The 16368-nt window shown below is 73.8% G+C and carries 16 protein-coding genes; 3 read left to right on the top strand and 13 right to left on the bottom strand.

Features of this window, described 5'->3' with window-relative positions; genetic code table 11:
* Positions 1-73: 73 nt before the first annotated feature.
* Positions 74-1165 carry a lactonase family protein gene (locus BLT52_RS17610; protein WP_090595355.1) on the top strand — a complete coding sequence of 364 codons (1092 nt, stop codon included), beginning with the start codon at positions 74-76 and terminating at the stop codon, positions 1163-1165.
* 91 nt (positions 1166-1256) lie between these two features.
* Positions 1257-1859, top strand: coding sequence for a peptide deformylase (gene def / locus BLT52_RS17615; protein ID WP_090595356.1), 603 nt, complete (start codon positions 1257-1259; stop codon positions 1857-1859).
* A gap of 159 nt (positions 1860-2018) precedes the next feature.
* On the opposite strand, the gene BLT52_RS17620 is transcribed toward def, so the two are convergent.
* The 8 genes from BLT52_RS17620 to BLT52_RS17655 all read right to left on the bottom strand — a co-directional run bounded on the left by BLT52_RS17620 (position 2019) and on the right by BLT52_RS17655 (position 9883).
* Positions 2019-2948 carry a metallophosphoesterase gene (locus BLT52_RS17620; RefSeq protein WP_157677199.1) on the bottom strand — a complete coding sequence of 310 codons (930 nt, stop codon included), beginning with the start codon at positions 2946-2948 and terminating at the stop codon, positions 2019-2021.
* The gene (locus tag BLT52_RS17625) at positions 2948-3946 is read right to left on the bottom strand and encodes a LacI family DNA-binding transcriptional regulator (protein ID WP_090595357.1); all 999 of its coding nucleotides are present in this window, start codon (positions 3944-3946) and stop codon (positions 2948-2950) included. The genes BLT52_RS17620 and BLT52_RS17625 overlap by 1 nt, the downstream gene beginning before the upstream one ends.
* Positions 3939-5711, bottom strand: coding sequence for an ABC transporter permease (locus BLT52_RS17630; RefSeq protein WP_197679092.1), 1773 nt, complete (start codon positions 5709-5711; stop codon positions 3939-3941). The genes BLT52_RS17625 and BLT52_RS17630 overlap by 8 nt, the downstream gene beginning before the upstream one ends.
* Entirely contained in the window at positions 5708-6706 is a 999-nt protein-coding gene (locus BLT52_RS17635) for an ABC transporter ATP-binding protein (RefSeq protein ID WP_090595359.1), read from the bottom strand. Before BLT52_RS17635 ends, BLT52_RS17630 begins: the two co-directional genes overlap by 4 nt.
* 58 nt (positions 6707-6764) lie before the next feature.
* Complete coding sequence (locus tag BLT52_RS17640; RefSeq protein ID WP_090595360.1) at positions 6765-7835, bottom strand: extracellular solute-binding protein; 1071 nt, start codon at positions 7833-7835, stop codon at positions 6765-6767.
* Positions 7836-7990: 155 nt separating this feature from the next.
* On the bottom strand, positions 7991-8830 hold the full coding sequence (locus BLT52_RS17645) for a TrmH family RNA methyltransferase (protein WP_090595362.1): 840 nt from the start codon (positions 8828-8830) through the stop codon (positions 7991-7993).
* A gap of 4 nt (positions 8831-8834) precedes the next feature.
* On the bottom strand, positions 8835-9101 hold the full coding sequence (locus tag BLT52_RS17650; RefSeq protein ID WP_090595363.1) for a hypothetical protein: 267 nt from the start codon (positions 9099-9101) through the stop codon (positions 8835-8837).
* Positions 9101-9883: an ABC transporter ATP-binding protein gene (locus BLT52_RS17655; protein WP_090595366.1), complete on the bottom strand. Its 783-nt coding sequence runs from the start codon at positions 9881-9883 to the stop codon at positions 9101-9103. Before BLT52_RS17655 ends, BLT52_RS17650 begins: the two co-directional genes overlap by 1 nt.
* 50 nt (positions 9884-9933) lie before the next feature.
* Between BLT52_RS17655 and BLT52_RS17660 the strand changes: the two genes are divergently transcribed.
* Complete coding sequence (locus BLT52_RS17660; protein ID WP_090595367.1) at positions 9934-10662, top strand: hypothetical protein; 729 nt, start codon at positions 9934-9936, stop codon at positions 10660-10662.
* A gap of 4 nt (positions 10663-10666) precedes the next feature.
* Here the strand turns inward: BLT52_RS17660 and BLT52_RS17665 are convergent, their stop codons facing one another.
* The 5 genes from BLT52_RS17665 to BLT52_RS17685 form a co-directional block, all read right to left on the bottom strand.
* On the bottom strand, positions 10667-11404 hold the full coding sequence (locus tag BLT52_RS17665) for a GntR family transcriptional regulator (protein WP_090595369.1): 738 nt from the start codon (positions 11402-11404) through the stop codon (positions 10667-10669).
* 79 nt (positions 11405-11483) lie between these two features.
* Entirely contained in the window at positions 11484-13172 is a 1689-nt protein-coding gene (locus BLT52_RS17670; RefSeq protein ID WP_090595371.1) for a hypothetical protein, read from the bottom strand.
* Between the two features lie 7 nt (positions 13173-13179).
* Positions 13180-14079, bottom strand: a complete 900-nt coding sequence (locus tag BLT52_RS17675; RefSeq protein WP_197679093.1) for a carbohydrate ABC transporter permease — start codon at positions 14077-14079, stop codon at positions 13180-13182.
* Complete coding sequence (locus tag BLT52_RS17680) at positions 14076-15014, bottom strand: carbohydrate ABC transporter permease (protein WP_231946376.1); 939 nt, start codon at positions 15012-15014, stop codon at positions 14076-14078. The genes BLT52_RS17675 and BLT52_RS17680 overlap by 4 nt, the downstream gene beginning before the upstream one ends.
* Positions 15015-15081: 67 nt before the next feature.
* A complete protein-coding gene (locus tag BLT52_RS17685; RefSeq protein ID WP_157677200.1) occupies positions 15082-16362 on the bottom strand; it encodes an ABC transporter substrate-binding protein in 1281 nt (426 codons plus the stop codon).
* Positions 16363-16368 lie beyond the last annotated feature (6 nt).

Below are 16368 nucleotides of genomic sequence, written 5' to 3' on the forward strand. Positions count from 1 at the left end.
CACCGGTCCGGCGCTCCTGCTCAGCGGCGGCGGACCCGATCCGACGTCGCCGGCGGGCGGCTAACCTCGGGCCATGCCCGACTCCGATGCCTCCGGCCCCGACGCCGCCGAGACCACGCCCAGCCTGCCGGTCGGCAGCACGCTCTACGTCGGCGGCTACTCCGGCGAGGAGGCCCAGCGCGTCGGCGTCGAGGCCTACCGCCTGGACGCCGCCGAGGGGACCCAGGTCGCGGTCACCGAGCTGCCCGCGGTTCCGCTGCACTCCCCCAGCTACCTGGTCCGCCACCCGGATCGGCCGCTGCTCTACGCGGTCAGCGAGAGCGACCCGACCACGGTCAGCGCCCTGGAGATCACCGACGACGGCGAGCTCGAGCTGCTCAACACCGTCGTGGCGGAGGGCTCGGGCGGCTGCCACGTCGCGCTGGACGAGACCGGCCGCTTCGTGCTCGTGGCCCACTACGGCAGCGGCGGGGTCTCCACCTTCGCGATCGCCGCCGACGGCCGGCTGTCCGAGCAGCTGGACTCCCACGCCTTCTCCGGCAGCGGGGCCGACCCCGAGCGCCAGGACGCCGCGCACGCCCACCAGGTGGTGGCCCACCACGGGAGGCTGCTGGTCTGCGACCTGGGCACCGACCAGGTGCACCAGCTCCGTCTCGACCCCGAGGGCCACCTGTCCGTCGCTGCCGACCCGGTGGTGCTGCCGGCCGGGTCCGGTCCCCGCCACCTGGTGGTCACCGACCACCACCTGGTGGTGGCCTGCGAGCTCTCCGGGCGGCTGTGGCTGGCCCGTCGCGAGGGTGACCAGTGGGTGGAGGCCGACCACGTCCCGGCCACCTCCGCCGACACCTCCGAGGCGCCGTGCGCGCCCTCGGCCCTCCGTCTCGACGGCGGTCAGGTCGTGGTCGGCAACCGCGGCCCCGACACCTTCGCCGTCTTCGACCTCGACACCGAGGAGCACCGGCTGGTCCCGGTGGCCGAGGCGCGCACCGGCGGGGCCGTCCCGCGCGACCTGATCCTCAGCCCCACGCACCTGTGGGTGGCGAACCAGGACAGCGACACCGTGGTGGCCCACCGTCGCCCCGCGGAGGGGAGCACCGAGTGGGTGCTGGACTTCGAGATCCCGACCGCGAAGCCGACCGCGCTGGTGCTGACCGAGGAGGCCTGAGCCGCCCGGTACGATCCGCCTGGTCCGGTGGCCAGGGGTCGCCGGACGGGCGACCCCGCACCTGCCGACCTCGACGAAGGACACCTGCACGATGAACGACCTCGACCTGACCACCGGGGGCACGGTGCGCCCGATCACCCGCTGGGGCACGCCGGTGATGCACGGCCGGACGCGGCCGGTGACCGTCTTCGACGACGAGCTGCACACCCTGCTGCGTGACATGTTCGCCACCATGGCCGCGGCCGAGGGCGTCGGGCTGGCCGCCACCCAGGTCGGGGTCGACCTGGCCGTCTTCGTCTACGACTGCCTCGACGACGACGAGAAGCGCCACATCGGCGTGGTCTGCAACCCGGTCGTCACCCTGCCCGAGGGGCGCGATCGCCGGCTGGAGTCCGCCGACGAGGGCTGCCTGTCCTTCCCCGGCGCCTGGGCCCCGCTCTCGCGCCCTGACACCGCCACCTGCACCGGCCAGGACGCCTCCGGCCGCGACGTCCGGGTGCTCGGCACCGGCATGCTGTCGCGCTGCCTGCAGCACGAGACCGACCACCTCAACGGCACCGTCTTCGGCGACCGGCTGCCCGGGCGCATCCGCAAGAAGCTGGACGCCCAGCACGAGAAGATGGCCGAGCGCTACCCGCTGGACTGGCCGGTCAGCCCGCGCCGGCCGCTGCAGGTCACCGCCGCCGCGGAGTGATGGCGCGACTGCGGGGGACCCGGGCCGGGTCGACCGGGTGAGCCGGTCGGCCGGTCGGGCCAGCAGCCGCACCGGTCGGGTCGTCCGGCCGCACCAGCCGGTCCGCTCGGGCCGGGCCGGGTCCCGTGGTCGTGGTCGTGCTCGGGTCGTGCGGCCGGCTCAGCCGGTCGCGGGCGCGATCGGGTCGTCCGGCCGGGTGATCCCGGCCGCGGCCAGCCGCCGCTCCACCTCCTCGGGCAGCACGCGCTCCCCCACCGCGGGGTGCGCCGCCACCGGCGCCACCGCGTGCACCACCGTCCCCGGCAGCACGTGCACCAGGGCGAGGGCCTGCTCACCGTCCTGACCCCGGGTCCCGCCACCCTCGGCCAGCAGGTCCTGCGTGTAGGCCAGCCCGCTGGCCGCGTGCACGGGGATGCCGGCCAGCGTGGTGGAGACGGTGTGGTGGACGTGGCCGCCCAGCACCGCCCGGACGTCGGTGCCGGTGAGCACCTCGCCCAGCGCGTCCTGACCCCGCAGCTCCACCGTCAGGGCCAGGTCGAGCAGGGTCGGCGCCGGGGGGTGGTGCAGCACCAGCACGGTCCCCAGCGGGGCGGGCTCGGCCAGCTCCTCGGCCAGCCAGCGCAGCTGCCCCTCGTCCACCGCACCCCAGTGCGCCCCGGGGACGCTGGAGTCCAGCACCACCACGCGCAGCCCACCGAGGCGGTGCACGCCGTGCACGGGCGCGTCCGGACCGGCGGCCGCGCCGAGGTCGGTGCCCGGTGCGGCGTCGGCCAGCAGCACCCGTCGCAGCGCGGCACGGTCGTCGTGGTTGCCGCACGCCACCACCACCTGCGCCCCCATCCGCTCCGCCGCCGGCCACACCAGCGCCCGCAGCCGCTCGTAGGCCTCCGGCTCGCCGCGGTCGGCCAGGTCACCGGAGAGCACCAGCGCGTCCGGGGCCACCCCGCTGCGCTCCAGCCGCTCCAGGGCGAGAGCCAGCGAGCGGGTGGAGTCCACCGCGCCGTACAGCGGTGCCCCGTCCCCGGTCAGGTGCAGGTCGGTCAGGTGCGCCAGCACCACCGACGGCCGGGGGTGCTCGGTCGTGGTCATCAGCGCTCCACCTCGCTCAGGGTCCGTCCGGTCAGCAGCTCACCACGCCAGGCGCGGTGCGCCGGCAGCGCCTCGGCCTCGCCGTCGAGGACCCCGGCCAGCCGGCTCACCGCGGCCTCGGCGGCGTCCTCCACCGGCACCCGCACCGTGGTCAGGCCGAGCAGGTCCACCCCGGGCGTCAGGCCGTCCCAGCCGGTGCTGGCTGCACCGGTCCCCCGCGCGGCCAGCGCCCGGAGCACCGCGAGCTGGCGGACGTCGGAGGTGCACAGCACGGCGGTGGCGCCCGCCGCCGCCTCGGTCAGGGCCGCGCCGACGCCGTCGCCCGGGTCCGGCCCGGTGGTCAGCCGCTGCACCGCCACCCCGCCCAGGGCGGCCACCAGCGCCTCACCGCGCCGGTGCTCGCCGTAGGACGTCTCCGCGGAGGCCCCGAGGACCACCACACGCCGGTGGCCCAGCTCGCGCACCCGGGAGGCCAGCAGGGCGCCGTGCCACTCCTCGTCGTAGGACTCCGCGGCGATCGCCGCGCTCGGCTCCGGACGTCCGACCCGCACGATCGGCACCTCCGCGGCGAAGGGCTCCAGCTGGGCGGAGTCCACGCCGCCGGTGGCCACCAGCAGCCCCGCCACCCGCATCCCCAGCAGCCGCCGCAGCGCCTGCACCTGGCGCTCACCGCCCGGGTCGGCGCCGATCGTCACGGTCACCAGCTCCACCCCGGCCCGGGCCGCGGCCAGCTCCAGCGCGGAGAACAGCGCACCGTAGACGGGGTTGGCGGCGTCGCGCAGCATCAGCCCGATCACCCCGGTGCCCCCGGCGGCGAGCTCGGTGGCCATCAGGTTCGGCACGTAGCCCAGCTCGGCGGCGGCCCGCTCCACCCGCTCCCGGGTGGCGGCGGCGATCCGCCCCTGCCCGCGGAGCGCCCGGGTGGCGGTCGCCCGGGAGACACCGACCGCACGGGCCACGTCCTCGATCCGCACCCCCAGCGGGCGCTGGTCAGCCACGCCGCCGTGCCCCGGTCGAGCCCCGGCCGTAGACCAGCCACAGCACGAGGCCCTGCACCAGCATCAGCAGCACCGTGTAGACGAAGGTGATGCCCATCGACTGCACGTTCGCCTCCCCCTCCGTCGACTGCTTGATGGCGATCCCCAGCGGCTCGAACAGGGGGTGGTACAGGAACACTGCCGCATCGTAGTCATCGAGCAGGCTGGTGAAGTTGAGCGCGGTGACCGCGGCCATGGTGGGGGCGATCAGCGGCAGCACCACCCGCCGGACCGTGGTCAGCTGGCCCGCACCGAGGATGCGGGCGGCGTCCTCCAGCTCGTCGGGGACGGCGGCGAAGGCGGCCTTGAGCAGCCGCAGCGTGAACGGGATCTTCACCACCACGTAGGCCACCCCGAGGAGCACCACCGTGCCGGTCAGCACCTGGCCGACCACCAGCAGCCGCGGCTCGTCGTAGGTCATCACCAGACCCAGGGCGATCAGGATCGTGGGCAGGATCCAGGGGATGTGCAGCACGTACTCGATCACCGAGCTCAGCCAGCCCCGCCAGCGGCTCAGCGAGCGCGCCACCAGCACCAGCCCGAAGACCACCACCAGCGAGGCGAGCCCGGAGTAGACCACCGACACCACGAACGGCCCGAGCGCGTCGGCGCTGGTCAGCACCGTCGTCCAGTGCTCCAGCGTCAGGTCCTCCGCGCCGATCGAGCCGGACATGATCGCCCGGGCGTCGACGAAGGAGAACACCACCGCGCACAGCACCGGGAAGACGTAGACCGCCCACAGCGCCCAGGCCAGCACCTGGACGACGACGGCGCCCCAGCGGGTCTGGAAAGCCTGCGGGGCGATCGGCACCGCCACCTTGGCCACCGCGAAGTAGGTGCCCCCCCGCTCCACCCGGTTCATCACCGCCAGCAGGGCGATGGTGGCCAGCCCGAGCAGCACGGCCAGCAGCGCGGCCACGTCGCGGGAGGAGGTGGAGCGGGCGAAGGTGAGGATCATCGGCGCCACCGTCTGGAAGTCCTCCCCGCCCAGCACCAGCGGCGCGGTCAGGGCACCCAGACCGGTGAGGAAGGTCAGCACGGTCACGGCGAAGACCATCGGTCGCAGGGCGGGCAGCACGATCCGGCGCAGGATGGTCGCCGTCGAGGCCCCCATCAGCCGGGCCGCCTCGATGGACTGGTGGTCGATCGAGGCCAGCGCCGCGGACAGGAACAGCATGTGGTTGGTGGTGGTGGCGAAGGTCATCACCAGCACCACGGCCACGAACCCGGAGAACCAGTCGCGGTCCAGGTCCGGCCACGAGCGGGCCAGCGCGTTGGTCACGAACCCGTAGCGGCCGTAGATGAAGCTGTAGCCGGCGGCGAGCACGATGCCGCCGTAGATGAAGGTGGTGGCGAACCCCAGCCACAGCACCCTGCGGGCCCGGACCCGGAACCAGCCGGTGACCAGCACGATGAAGATGCCCACCACGTTGACCGTGACCGCCAGGGTGGCGGCCAGCAGCACGCTGTTGCGCAGCGACCGCAGCGCCCGCTCGCTGGAGAGCAGCCGGTCGAAGGCGGTCAGGGTGAGCCGGCCCTCGGGGGCGAAGGTGGTCTGCAGCAGCGACAGGTTGGGCAGCACCAGGAAGGCCGCGGAGAACCACAGCACCACCACCACCACGACCACGCCCAGCGGCGAGCGCAGCATCTGCCGGGTCGCGCCGGGCCGGCGGACCGGGGCAGGGGCGGCCGGACCGGCCTCGAGCGGCGTGGTCGGGGCGCTCACGCCGCGTCCCCGTACTGGTGCACCGCGGCCACGTCGACCCGGACCCGCACCTCGTCGTCGATCCCGAGCCGGGCGGCGTCGGCGCTGGCCACCTCGGCCAGCATCCGGGCCCCGGAGACCTCCAGCTCCACCGCGGTGGTGGACCCCCGGTAGGCGTAGGCGCGGACCACGCCGGCGAGCCCGTCACCGGTGGTGAGGCTGACGTGCTCGGGGCGCACCCAGGAGTCGCGGGCGACGTCCAGCCCGGAGCCGGCCAGCAGGGCGAGCTGCCCGGCGCTGAGGTGGGTGGCCTCCCCGATGAAGTCGCAGACGAACGCGCTGGCGGGCTGCTCGTAGATCTCCCGCGGCGTCCCCACCTGCTCCAGCCGCCCCTCCGACAGGACGGCGATCCGGTCGCTGAGCGCGAGCGCCTCCTCCTGGTCGTGGGTGACGTAGACGGTGGTGATGCCCACCTCCCGCTGCAGCCGCTGCAGCTCACCACGCAGCTGCACCCGCAGCTTCGCGTCCAGGTTGGACAGCGGCTCGTCCAGCAGCAGGATGCGCGGCTGCAGCACCAGCGCACGGGCGATCGCCACCCGCTGCTGCTGGCCGCCGGAGAGCTCGGCCACCCCGCGCGAGAGCTGCTCGGGCCGCAGCCCGACCTGCTCGGCGACGCGGTCGACCCGCTCCCGCTGCTCGGCCCGGGCGACGCGCTGGACCGACAGCCCGAAGGCGATGTTCTCCCGCACCGACATGCTGGGGAACAGCGCGTAGCTCTGGAAGACCATCCCCACCCCGCGCCGCTCGCTCGGCACCCGGGTGACGTCGCGGCCGTCGACGTGGACGGTGCCCGAGGTGGGCTCGACGAAGCCCGCCAGCGACCGCAGGGCGGTGGTCTTGCCGCACCCGGAGGGGCCGAGCAGGGTGAAGAACTCCCCCTCGCCGATCTCCAGGTCCAGGCCCTGCAGGGCCACGTGGTCGTCGAAGACGACGCGCAACGAGTCGAGACGGATCATGGACGGCTCCTCGCCGGGAGGGCCGGGAGGTCGCCGCAGCGACCTCCCGGCCGGGTGGTCAGGGCAGGTACTCCAGCTCGACGCGCTCGACCCACTCGCCGATGTGCTCGCGCACCAGGGCGTAGTCGATGTCGGCGCGCTGCACCGAGCCGACCAGCTCGACGACCTCCGGGTTGGCCTGCTCGGCCGCGACCTCGTTGACCGGCATCGAGTTGAACTCCGTGGCGAACTCGCCCTGGACCTCGGCGCTGCCGAGCCAGTCGATGAACTCCTTCGCGCGCTGCTCGGAGTCGGTGCCGGCGATGACGCCGACCTGCTCGGTCACGAAGGGCACCCCCGCGGAGGCGGGGACGACCGCGGTCTCGGTGCCGTACTGCTCGTCGCGGGCGATCACGCCGCCGCTGGGGGTGACGCCGTAGGCCACCTCACCGCGCTCGAAGCGGGCGTAGAGGTCGGTGCCCTCCACGGCCGGGCTGCCGTTGGCGTAGTAGGCCTGCACGGCCGCCCATCCCTCGTCGGAGACCTCGCCGTCGGGGCCGGCGTAGGGGGCCAGCAGCCCGGCCAGCACGAGCTGGGGGGTGGCCTGGCCGAGGGAGGTGTTGACCTCGTACCGCCCGGCGAAGGCCGGGTCGGTCCACAGCTGGGCCACGTCGGTGGGGGCGTCGGTGGTGGTGGCGGAGTCGTAGACGGTGAGGATCGCCTGGTCCACCAGCGGCCAGTAGGCGCCGTCGACCGGGTCCCCGGCGTCCTGGGGCACCTCGCCGGCCCAGCTGGGCTCGTGCGCGGTGATGGCCTGCTCGGCCTTCAGCTGCTCGAAGAACATCGTGTTGAGCCCGTAGACCACGTCGCCGACCGGGTTGTTGACCTCGGCGATGATGCGGTTGGTCAGGTCGGCTCCGCCGAGCCCGACGATCTCGATGTCGAAGCCCGCCTCGGCGGCCTTCTCGGTGACCCACTCGCCACGGCCGTCGGAGTTGGAGTTGGTGTAGACCACCAGCGTCTGGTCGCCGCCGGCCTGCTCGCCACCGCCCCCGCTCTCCGACGCCTGGTTCGAGCACGCCGCCAGGGTGGTCACCGCCACCGCGAGAGCCACCGTCCCGCGCAGAGCCCGTCGTCCGAAAGCCATCATGGCCGTCTCCTCCTGCGACCACCGGCCGCGTCGCTGCTGCCCCGTGAGGGGTGTCGGCGACCATGTGCGGTCGCGCGACCGCACTGAGGGTATCCCGCCCTCGGTGAACGCTCGGGGAGGCCCTGGTGAACGCCGGCCAGCGGGGGTGCGGCGGTTCAGGAGGCGGTGCCGGCGGGACCCAGCGCGTAGCAGGCGACGGCCGCCGCCGCGGCGACGTTGAGGGAGTCGATGCCGCGGGCCATCGGGATCCTCGCCACCACCTCCGCCTGCTCGACCCAGCGGGCGGAGAGCCCCGCGCCCTCGGTCCCCAGCAGCAGCGCCACCCGCGGCCGACGTCCCGAGACCGCCTCCGCCCTCACCCGGGCCACCACCTCCGACAGGTCCACCGCGTCCTCGGTGAGGGCCAGCGCGACGGTCAGGAACCCGGCCCGGCCGAGCATGGGCACCGCGTCCTCCCAGTCCTCCAGCCGGGCCCAGGGCAGCGAGAAGACCGCGCCCATGCTGACCTTGACCGAGCGGCGGTAGAGCGGGTCGGCAGCCCGGGGGGCGAGCAGGCAGCCGTCGAAGCCGAGCCCCGCCGCGCTGCGCAGGATCGCCCCGACGTTGGTGTGGTCGACCACGTCCTCGCAGACCACCAGCCGGTCCCCCGCCAGCACCTCGGTGACGCCGTGGCGGGTCTCGCGGTGCAGCGAGGCCAGCGCCCCGCGGTGCACGTGGAACCCGGTCACCCACTCGGCCAGTGTCTCGTCCACCACGTAGACCGGCACCCCGGGGTGCTGCTCGAGCAGGTCGGCGAGCCCGGCCAGCCAGCGCTCGGCCAGCAGGAACGAGCGCGGCCGGTACCCGGCCTCCAGCGCACGACGGATGACCTTCTCGCCCTCGGCGATGAACAGGCCCTGCTCGGTCTCCAGGGAGCGGCGCAGCGAGACGTCGCGCAGCCGGACGTAGTCGGCGAGCCGCTCGTCGGTGGCCTCCGCGACCGGGATCAGCGCCACCGGGTCACCCGCTGGTGGCCGTGCGTCCCCGCCAGCGAGGCAGGAGGACGACCACCACCACCACCGCCACCGACAGGGCGGCCACCAGCAGCTGGACCGCGGCGGCGGTCGGCCACAGCGCCGCCACCAGGGCGGCCGGCAGCACCGCGGCGGCCAGCCGGAGCAGCCAGGGCGAGGCGACGACCAGCCGGGCACCGGCGAGCAGCGCCGCCAGGACCAGCCAGAGCGTCCAGGGGTGGTCGCCCAGCAGGTCGTTCAGGTTGATCGACATCAGCGGGCCGTCGCCGACCAGCGTCCGCCGTCGTGCCGCAGCGTCAGCGGGATGCCGAAGGTGGCGGTCATGTTCTCCTCGGTGAGGGTCTGCTCGAGGGGGCCGGCGGCCACCACCCGGCCCTCGCGGAGCAGCAGGGCGTGGGTGATCCCCTGCGGGATCTCCTCCACGTGGTGGGTGACCAGCACCGAGGCCGGGGCGTAGGGGTCCTGGGCCAGCTCGGCCAGGGTCCGCACCAGCGCCTCGCGGCCGGTCAGGTCCAGCCCGGCGGCCGGCTCGTCGAGCAGCAGCAGCTCGGGGTCGGTCATCAGCGCCCGGGCGATCTGGACCCGCTTGCGCTCACCCTCGCTCAGGGTGCCGAAGGTGCGCGTGGCCAGGTGGTCCACCCGCAGCTGGCCCAGCAGCTCGTCGGCCCGCTCGTGGTCGAGCGCGTCGTACTCCTCGCGCCAGCGCCCGGTCACGGCGTAGGAAGCCGAGACCACGACGTCGTGCACCTGCTCCCCGCGCGGGATCCGCTCGGCCAGGGCGGCGGAGGTCACACCGATCCGGGGGCGGAGGTCGAACACGTCGACGGTGCCGAGCACCTCACCGAGCAGCCCGGCCACCCCGGTGGTGGGGTGGATGTGCGCCGACAGCACCTGCAGCAGCGTCGTCTTGCCGGCCCCGTTGGGCCCGATCACGACCCAGCGGTCGCTCTCGTCGACGGTCCAGGTGATGTCGTCGATCAACGCCGAACCCCCTCGGACGATGCTCACGCCTGCCAGGTCCACCACTGCCGCCATGGCTGAGAACCTACCAACTCCGCACCGGTGCCCCTGACTACAGTGTCCCGGTGCCCGAGCTCGCCGCGATCACCCTGGTGACGCACCTGAACGCGCTCCAGCACACCCCGCTGAGCGCCGACGTGGCCGCCTCGCAGGTGGCTCACGCCGACGTGGCCCACCACGTGGTGGACCCCGAGGGGCTGCTCGGTCTGGACCCGCTGCGGGCCAACGACCTCACCACCACGCTGCTGGCGGTCCAGCTGCTGGCCCCAGGGTCGTGGCTGCTGGCGCTGCCCCGTCCCGGGGCGCTCGGCGTGCTCCGCGGTCCGCCGGCCCTGACCACCGCGGCGCTGCAGGCCGGGGCCGCGGTGGTGCACGCCGACGGCGGGTGGGCCTTCGTGCCGCACCGGGTGGGTCCGGCGGTGCAGTGGCAGGTGCTGCCCGCCGCGCGCCCCTTCCCCAGCCCCGGCAGCGCCGAGGCCGAGCGGGTCCTCGCGACGGAGGTGATCAGCGCGTCCCGGGAGCTGGCGCGGCTGGACGCGGCCTCCGGTGCCCGCCCCGAGGTGGAGCTGCCGGCGGGGGTGCTGCCGGCCGCCTACCCCGCCCGCCAGCAGCGCGCCGCCGAGCGGGCGCTGCGGCTGCTCACCGTGGCCGAGACGGCCCTGGCCGACGACCGGGACGTTCTGTCCTCCTTCGCCGTGACCCAGCGGGCCGAGGTGCTGCGCCGGCTCGAGGCCGCCGCCACCGACGCGCTCTGCGCCGCCTGCGCCTGGCCGGAGGAGGTCCCGCGGCGCTAGCGCGTCAGCTCGACCAGAGGGTGGTGTCGAAGAGGTGGCGGGAGGCCCGGTACAGGTGCGCCCCGTGCTCGATCACCGCGCCGCTGACGTCGTAGGCCGTCCGCTCCGCGGTGAGCAGGGCGGCGCGGGCCGGCTCCTGCAGCATCCGCGCCTCGGCGGTCGTGGCCAGGCGGGCACCGATCCGCTGGTGGGCCATCCGGGGCTGCACGCCCCGGGCCCGGAGGCAGTCGTAGAGCCCGGACCCGGCCAGCTCCTCCGCGCTGGGGGCCAGGGCCACCGGCAGCCAGTTGGTCAGCAGCGCCACCGGTTCCCCGTCGGCGGAGCGCAGCCGCTGCACCGTCACCAGCTCCGCGCCCTCCTCGACCTCCATCAGCGCCGCCAGCTCGGCGGTGGCCCGGACGCGGCGCCAGTCCAGCACCTCCGTGCTCGGCGTCCGCCCGCTGCTGCGCAGGTCCTCCCAGAGGCTGGTCAGCTCGACCGGGCGGCGGATCCTGGGAGGGGCGACCTGGGTGCCCACGCCACGCCGGCGGATCACCAGCCCCTGCTCGACCAGGGACTGCATCGCCTGCCGGGCGGTGGGTCGGGAGATCCCGAGCCGGGCGGCCAGGGAGAGCTCGTTCTCCACCGACGAGCCCGGCGGGAGCCGCCCGTCGGCGATGGCGGCCTCGAGCTGGGAGGCGACCTGGTGGTAGAGGGGCACCGGACTGCTCCGGTTGACCTCGATCCGCAGCACTGTGGACACCTGACCTCCTGTGGTACCGGTCACCTTATCGACCCGGGGGCCTGCGCGCCGGGGTCGTGGTGCGCCCGCACCGCCGCGCTCACCGACTCTCCGGCCGGGGGCGCAGGTCCAGGTACCAGCGGCCAGGCCCCCGGCCCGCCAGGTGGACCCTCGGTCCGCCGAGGGCGTCGGTCCCACCGAGGAAGGTGTAGGCCTCCCCGGGGTGGTAGCCCACCGGGCAGCCTGGTCCCGGGGGGCGTCCCGGGCCGAAGTCGATCCGGTCCCCGCCGTGCCGGTAGCTGCCCCAGCCCCCGGTCAGCAGGTGCTCCCCGGGCCGGTCCAGCGGCTGGACGCCCTCCAGCGTCCCGCCGGGGTCGAAGCAGAGCTCCAGCGACCACGGTGCGGCCGCTCCGGTGCTGGTCCAGGTCAGCCGCAGCCCGTCGTCGAGGGGGGCGACCTCCATCCGGGTGACCAGCTCCACCTCGTCGCGCTCCCGGGCGGGGAAGTCCATCGCGGCGGCGTAGCGGCCCTCGAATCCCAGCGGGTAGACGCCGTCGTGGCGTCGGGCCGCCGGGGGCAGCGGCTGGGAGTAGCCCGCGCGGACGGTCTCCTCCAGCACCAGCGGCCCGTCGGGACCGACCGGGGCCAGCGTCCCGCGGAAGGGGCCCAGCCCGAAGAACGTCCGGGACAGCCGCACCGAGCGCAGCACGGCCCGACCGGCGCGCAGCCGCAGCAGCGTCGGGTTCACCGCCGCGCCCGAGCAGACCCGGCCCAGGGCCGGCACGTCCGAGCCGCCGTAGACCACCGTCCGGACCGAGCCCCGTCGCTGGACCACCAGACCGGCGGCCGCGAGCACCCGGCGCCCGTCCGGGGCCGGCGCGGGCGGTGCCGCGACGACGTCCTGGTCCAGCCGGGGTTCCAGCAGCGCGGCGGCCAGCGCCTCCGCCCCGGCGGCCGGGTCCTGCACCCAGCGCTCCGGCGGGGCGGCGGCCGCCGCGCACTCCGCGCAGCCCTCCAGCAGCGCGAACCGCCGCAGCTGCAGGTGGAAGGCGCCGACGGGGTAGCCGGCGTGCTGGTCCTGGCGGCGGGAGAGCACCGTCTCCACCAGACCGTCGTCGTCGGTCAGGGCGAGCACGGTGTGCAGGTTGCGGTGCACCACCTCGGCCAGCCCCGGGCGCTCGAGCAGCTCCGAGAGCACCAGCAGGCAGGGGTTGGACACGTGCGCGGCGTAGTTGGCGCTGCGCTCGGAGTAGATGCCGTCGGCGTCGACGTCGACGCCCTCGGCCAGCCACTCCTCCGCGCGCGCCAGGGCGTCCGGGTGCAGGTGCTGCAGCCGGACCAGCGCGGCCGCCACCTCCCAGCGGTGGTTCGGGGTGTGCACGCCACCGGCCACCAGCGCCGGCAGGGCGCGGGTGGCGATACCGGTCAGCTGCTCCTCCAGCCGGACGAGCGCCGGGTCACCACCCGGGTGCGCCCGCAGCAGCGCCAGGGCGCAGCCGAGGTCGTTGAGGCTGAAGCAGGAGTCCGGCGGTGAGGACAGGTTCCCGTCGGAGGAGAACAGCCCGCGCTCGTCGGCCAGTCCCGCCAGCTCCTCGGCCCAGCCCAGAGCCAGGTCGAGGGTGGCGGGGTCGCCGTGCCGGGGTGAGTGCGGGCTGAGGTGGGCCACCAGGGCCGCCCGCACCCCGGCCATCACGGTGCGGTGGTGCGCCAGCGGGGCCGGCTGCGACGTCAGGTCGTCGAGGAACCGCTCGAGCAGCCCCACGGCGTGCCGGGTGAAGAGGTCGACCACGCGCCACTCAGTCCTTGAGCCCGGAGTTGAGGTCGGCGCTGAGGACCTGGCGCTGGAAGACGGCGAACAGGATCACCATCGGCAGCAGCGAGATGATCGAGGCCGACAGCAGCACCGACCAGTCGATGTTGTCCGCCCCGACGATCGAGCGCAGCGCCAGCTGCAGGGTGTACCGGTTGGGGTCGTTCAGCACGATCAACGGCCAGATGTAGTCGTTCCAGCGCCACTGGAAGCTGAAGATGGCCAGGGTGATGGCGATCGGCTTCGCCAGCGGCAGCATGATCGAGAAGAAGGTGCGGATCTCCCCCACCCCGTCGATCCGGGCCGCCTCGAGCAGCTCGTCGGGCACGGTGCGGAAGTACTGGCGGAACATGAAGACGCCGGTCGCGGTGAGGATCGAGGGGACGATGATCCCGGCCAGGGAGTCGTAGAGACCCAGGTTGCGGATGATCGCGAACGTCGAGGGCATGATCACCTCGGTGGGCAGCATGGTGGTGGCCAGGATGCAGACGAAGAACACCCGCAGCCACCACTGCCGGTACTTGGCCAGCGCGTAGCCGGTCATCGCCGAGACCAGCACGGTCAGCAGCGTGGTGACCACGGCGACGACGCCGGTGTTGGCGAAGTAGCGCCAGAAGTCGAACCGGTTCCAGGCGGTGAGGTAGCCCGAGATCGTCCAGTCCGCGGGCAGCAGGCTGAGCGGCAGGCTGAAGAGCTCGCTGCCCGGCTTGAACGAGCTGAGCAGGAACCACAGCACGGGGATGGCGTAGGCCACGAGCACCGCCAGCAGCACCGCCGTCATCAGCATGCCGTAGCCGCGTCGGCCGGTGCCGCTAGCGCGGCGCCGGAGCGCGGGGGGCTGGTGGACGGGAGGACGTCCCTGGTCCACGACGGTCCCGGCGCTCACGAGAGGTCCTCCTTGCGGTCGAAGCGCAGCTGGACGACCGCGACCAGCACCAGGATCGCCATCAGCACCATCGACACCGCGCTGGCGTAGCCGATCTCGGCCCGCTCGAACCCGGTGCGGTAGATGTACTGCACGATCAGCATGTTCTCCGTGCCCGGGCCGCCGCCGTTGAGCGCCTGCACCATCGCGAACTCCTTCATCGAGCCGAGCGTGCCGAGCAGCACGACCAGGAAGCTGGTGGGGGCCAGCAGGGGCAGCGTGACGCTGAAGAAGCGCCGCCGTGGGGAGGCGCCGTCGATCTCGGCCGCCTCCAGGTAGGACCGGGGGATGTTGCGGATGGCCGCCACGAACAGCAGCATGTTGAACGCCGTGCCGCCCCAGGTGCCGGCGAGCAGCACCACCACCAGCGCCCAGTCCGCGTCGGTCTCCCAGCGCACCGACCCGATGCCCACCAGCGACAGCAGGTGGTTGACGAAGCCGAAGTTCTCCCCGAAGAGCCAGCGCCAGATGACGCCGGTGACGATGGGCGAGATCAGCCAGGGTACGAAGAGCACGATCTTCGCCAGCCCCTTGCCCCGGGCGGCCGGTGAGGTGATCAGCACGGCCACGAACAGGGCGGCCACGAAGTGCAGCGGCACCGCCAGCACCGTGTAGACCGCCGTGCGCCCCAGGGAGGACCAGAACTGCTGGTCACCGAGCAGCTCGCCGTAGTTCTCCAGGCCGACGAAGTCGGCGTCACCGACCCCGGAGTAGTCGGTCAGGGAGTACCAGATGCCCAGGGCCGCCGGCCCCACGAAGAAGGTGGCGAACAGCACCACCGAGACGCTGATGAACAGCGCCGGGGCGAGGCGCTGCCCGGACTGCGGCCGGCGGCCGCCCCGTCGCACGGTCGCCGGCGCCGCCTCCAGCGACACACGGTCGGTCACACTGGTCACTGCTGTCTCCTCGGTCGGGCCTGTCGAGCGGTGCCGGGACGCCGGCGGGCGGGTGGCGCAGGCCGGGTCAGGCGCTGAAGGCCTCGGTCATCAGCGCGTTGACGTTGGCGATGCACTCGTCGACGGTCTGCTGGTCGTTGAGGTACTTGACCACCTCGTCGCGCAGCGGGTCGCCCTCGGTGGCCAGGCCCTGCACCTCCCAGGACAGCTCCAAGGCCTTGATCTCGGCCACGATGGGCGCGGAGGCCTCGATCTCGGCGTTGTACAGGTCGAAGGCCTCGGAGTTCTCGCCGTAGTCGACGTCGACCCCGGAGACGGTCGGCAGGAAGCCGGAGGTGGTGGCCAGCTCCTGGTAGTTCTCCTTGGTGAAGAGCCAGTTGACGAACTCCGTCGCCGCCTCCTCCTGCTCACCCTCGAAGACCACGATCGAGGCGGCGTTGCCGTACTGCACGGCGCGCACCGGCTGGCTCGGGGCCACCACGCTGACCCACTCGAAGTCGGTGATGTTCTCGGAGAAGTCCGCGATCTGCCAGGAGCCGGAGTAGTAGGCGGCGACGTCGCCGCTCTTGAACAGCGCGTTGCCGTCGGCCTGGCTCAGCCACACCGAGCGGGGCATGAACTCGTCGTCGTTGAGGTCGTAGAAGTACTCCAGCGCCGTCCTGGTCGCCTCGTTGGTGGTGAAGGTGCCGTCCGGGCCGGGCTGGAACAGCGTCGAGCCGAACTCGTAGAGGAAGGACTTGAGGCGGTGGGAGGAGGCGTCGATGACCAGCCCGAAGCGGGCACCGGCGTCCTTGACCTCGCGCGCGGCGGCCACGAACTCGTCCCAGGTCCAGGAACCCTGGGGGCCGGTGGGGTACTCCACCCCGGCCTCGTCCCACAGCGTCTTGTTGAGGTACATCCCGACCGCGGTGAGGTCGGTGGGCAGGGAGAGGACGGTGCCGTCCTCCTCCACCGCGGAGAGCCTCGGGTCCACACCGTGCGCGGTCTGGATCTCGGCCAGGTCGACGACCGCACCGCTCCAGACCGGGTCCACGGCACCGACGCGAGCCAGCGCCGGCAGGGAGTCGGCCTGCGCGGCGTTGCGCAGCCGGGTCTTCAGGTCGTCGTTGGCGACGTCGATGATCTCGACCGTGACGCCGGTCTCCTGCTGGTAGCGCGCGGCCATGGCGGCGAAGCCACCGCCCTGGTTGGCGTCACCGGAGAGGAAGAACTGCAGCGGACCGGTCTCGGCCGCACCGCCGGGGGCAGCGCTCTCCCCGCCGGAGCAGGCGCTGGTGGTGACGGCGGCCAGACCGGTGACGCCACCGATGATGACGCTCCGACGACTGATGCTGGTGGTGGTGAGCACGGATCC

Source organism: Auraticoccus monumenti (assembly GCF_900101785.1).
Lineage (GTDB): Bacteria > Actinomycetota > Actinomycetes > Propionibacteriales > Propionibacteriaceae > Auraticoccus > Auraticoccus monumenti.

Bases quoted from the DNA above. Each gene is read 5' to 3' on its own strand.
- def (WP_090595356.1), top strand. From the start codon at position 1,257: ATGAACGACCTCGACCTGACCACCGGGGGCACGGTGCGCCCGATCACC.
- BLT52_RS17655 (WP_090595366.1), bottom strand. From the start codon at position 9,883: ATGGCGGCAGTGGTGGACCTGGCAGGCGTGAGCATCGTCCGAGGGGGT.
- BLT52_RS17620 (WP_157677199.1), bottom strand. From the start codon at position 2,948: ATGACCACGACCGAGCACCCCCGGCCGTCGGTGGTGCTGGCGCACCTG.
- BLT52_RS17610 (WP_090595355.1), top strand. From the start codon at position 74: ATGCCCGACTCCGATGCCTCCGGCCCCGACGCCGCCGAGACCACGCCC.
- BLT52_RS17640 (WP_090595360.1), bottom strand. From the start codon at position 7,835: ATGATGGCTTTCGGACGACGGGCTCTGCGCGGGACGGTGGCTCTCGCG.
- BLT52_RS17635 (WP_090595359.1), bottom strand. From the start codon at position 6,706: ATGATCCGTCTCGACTCGTTGCGCGTCGTCTTCGACGACCACGTGGCC.
- BLT52_RS17650 (WP_090595363.1), bottom strand. From the start codon at position 9,101: ATGTCGATCAACCTGAACGACCTGCTGGGCGACCACCCCTGGACGCTC.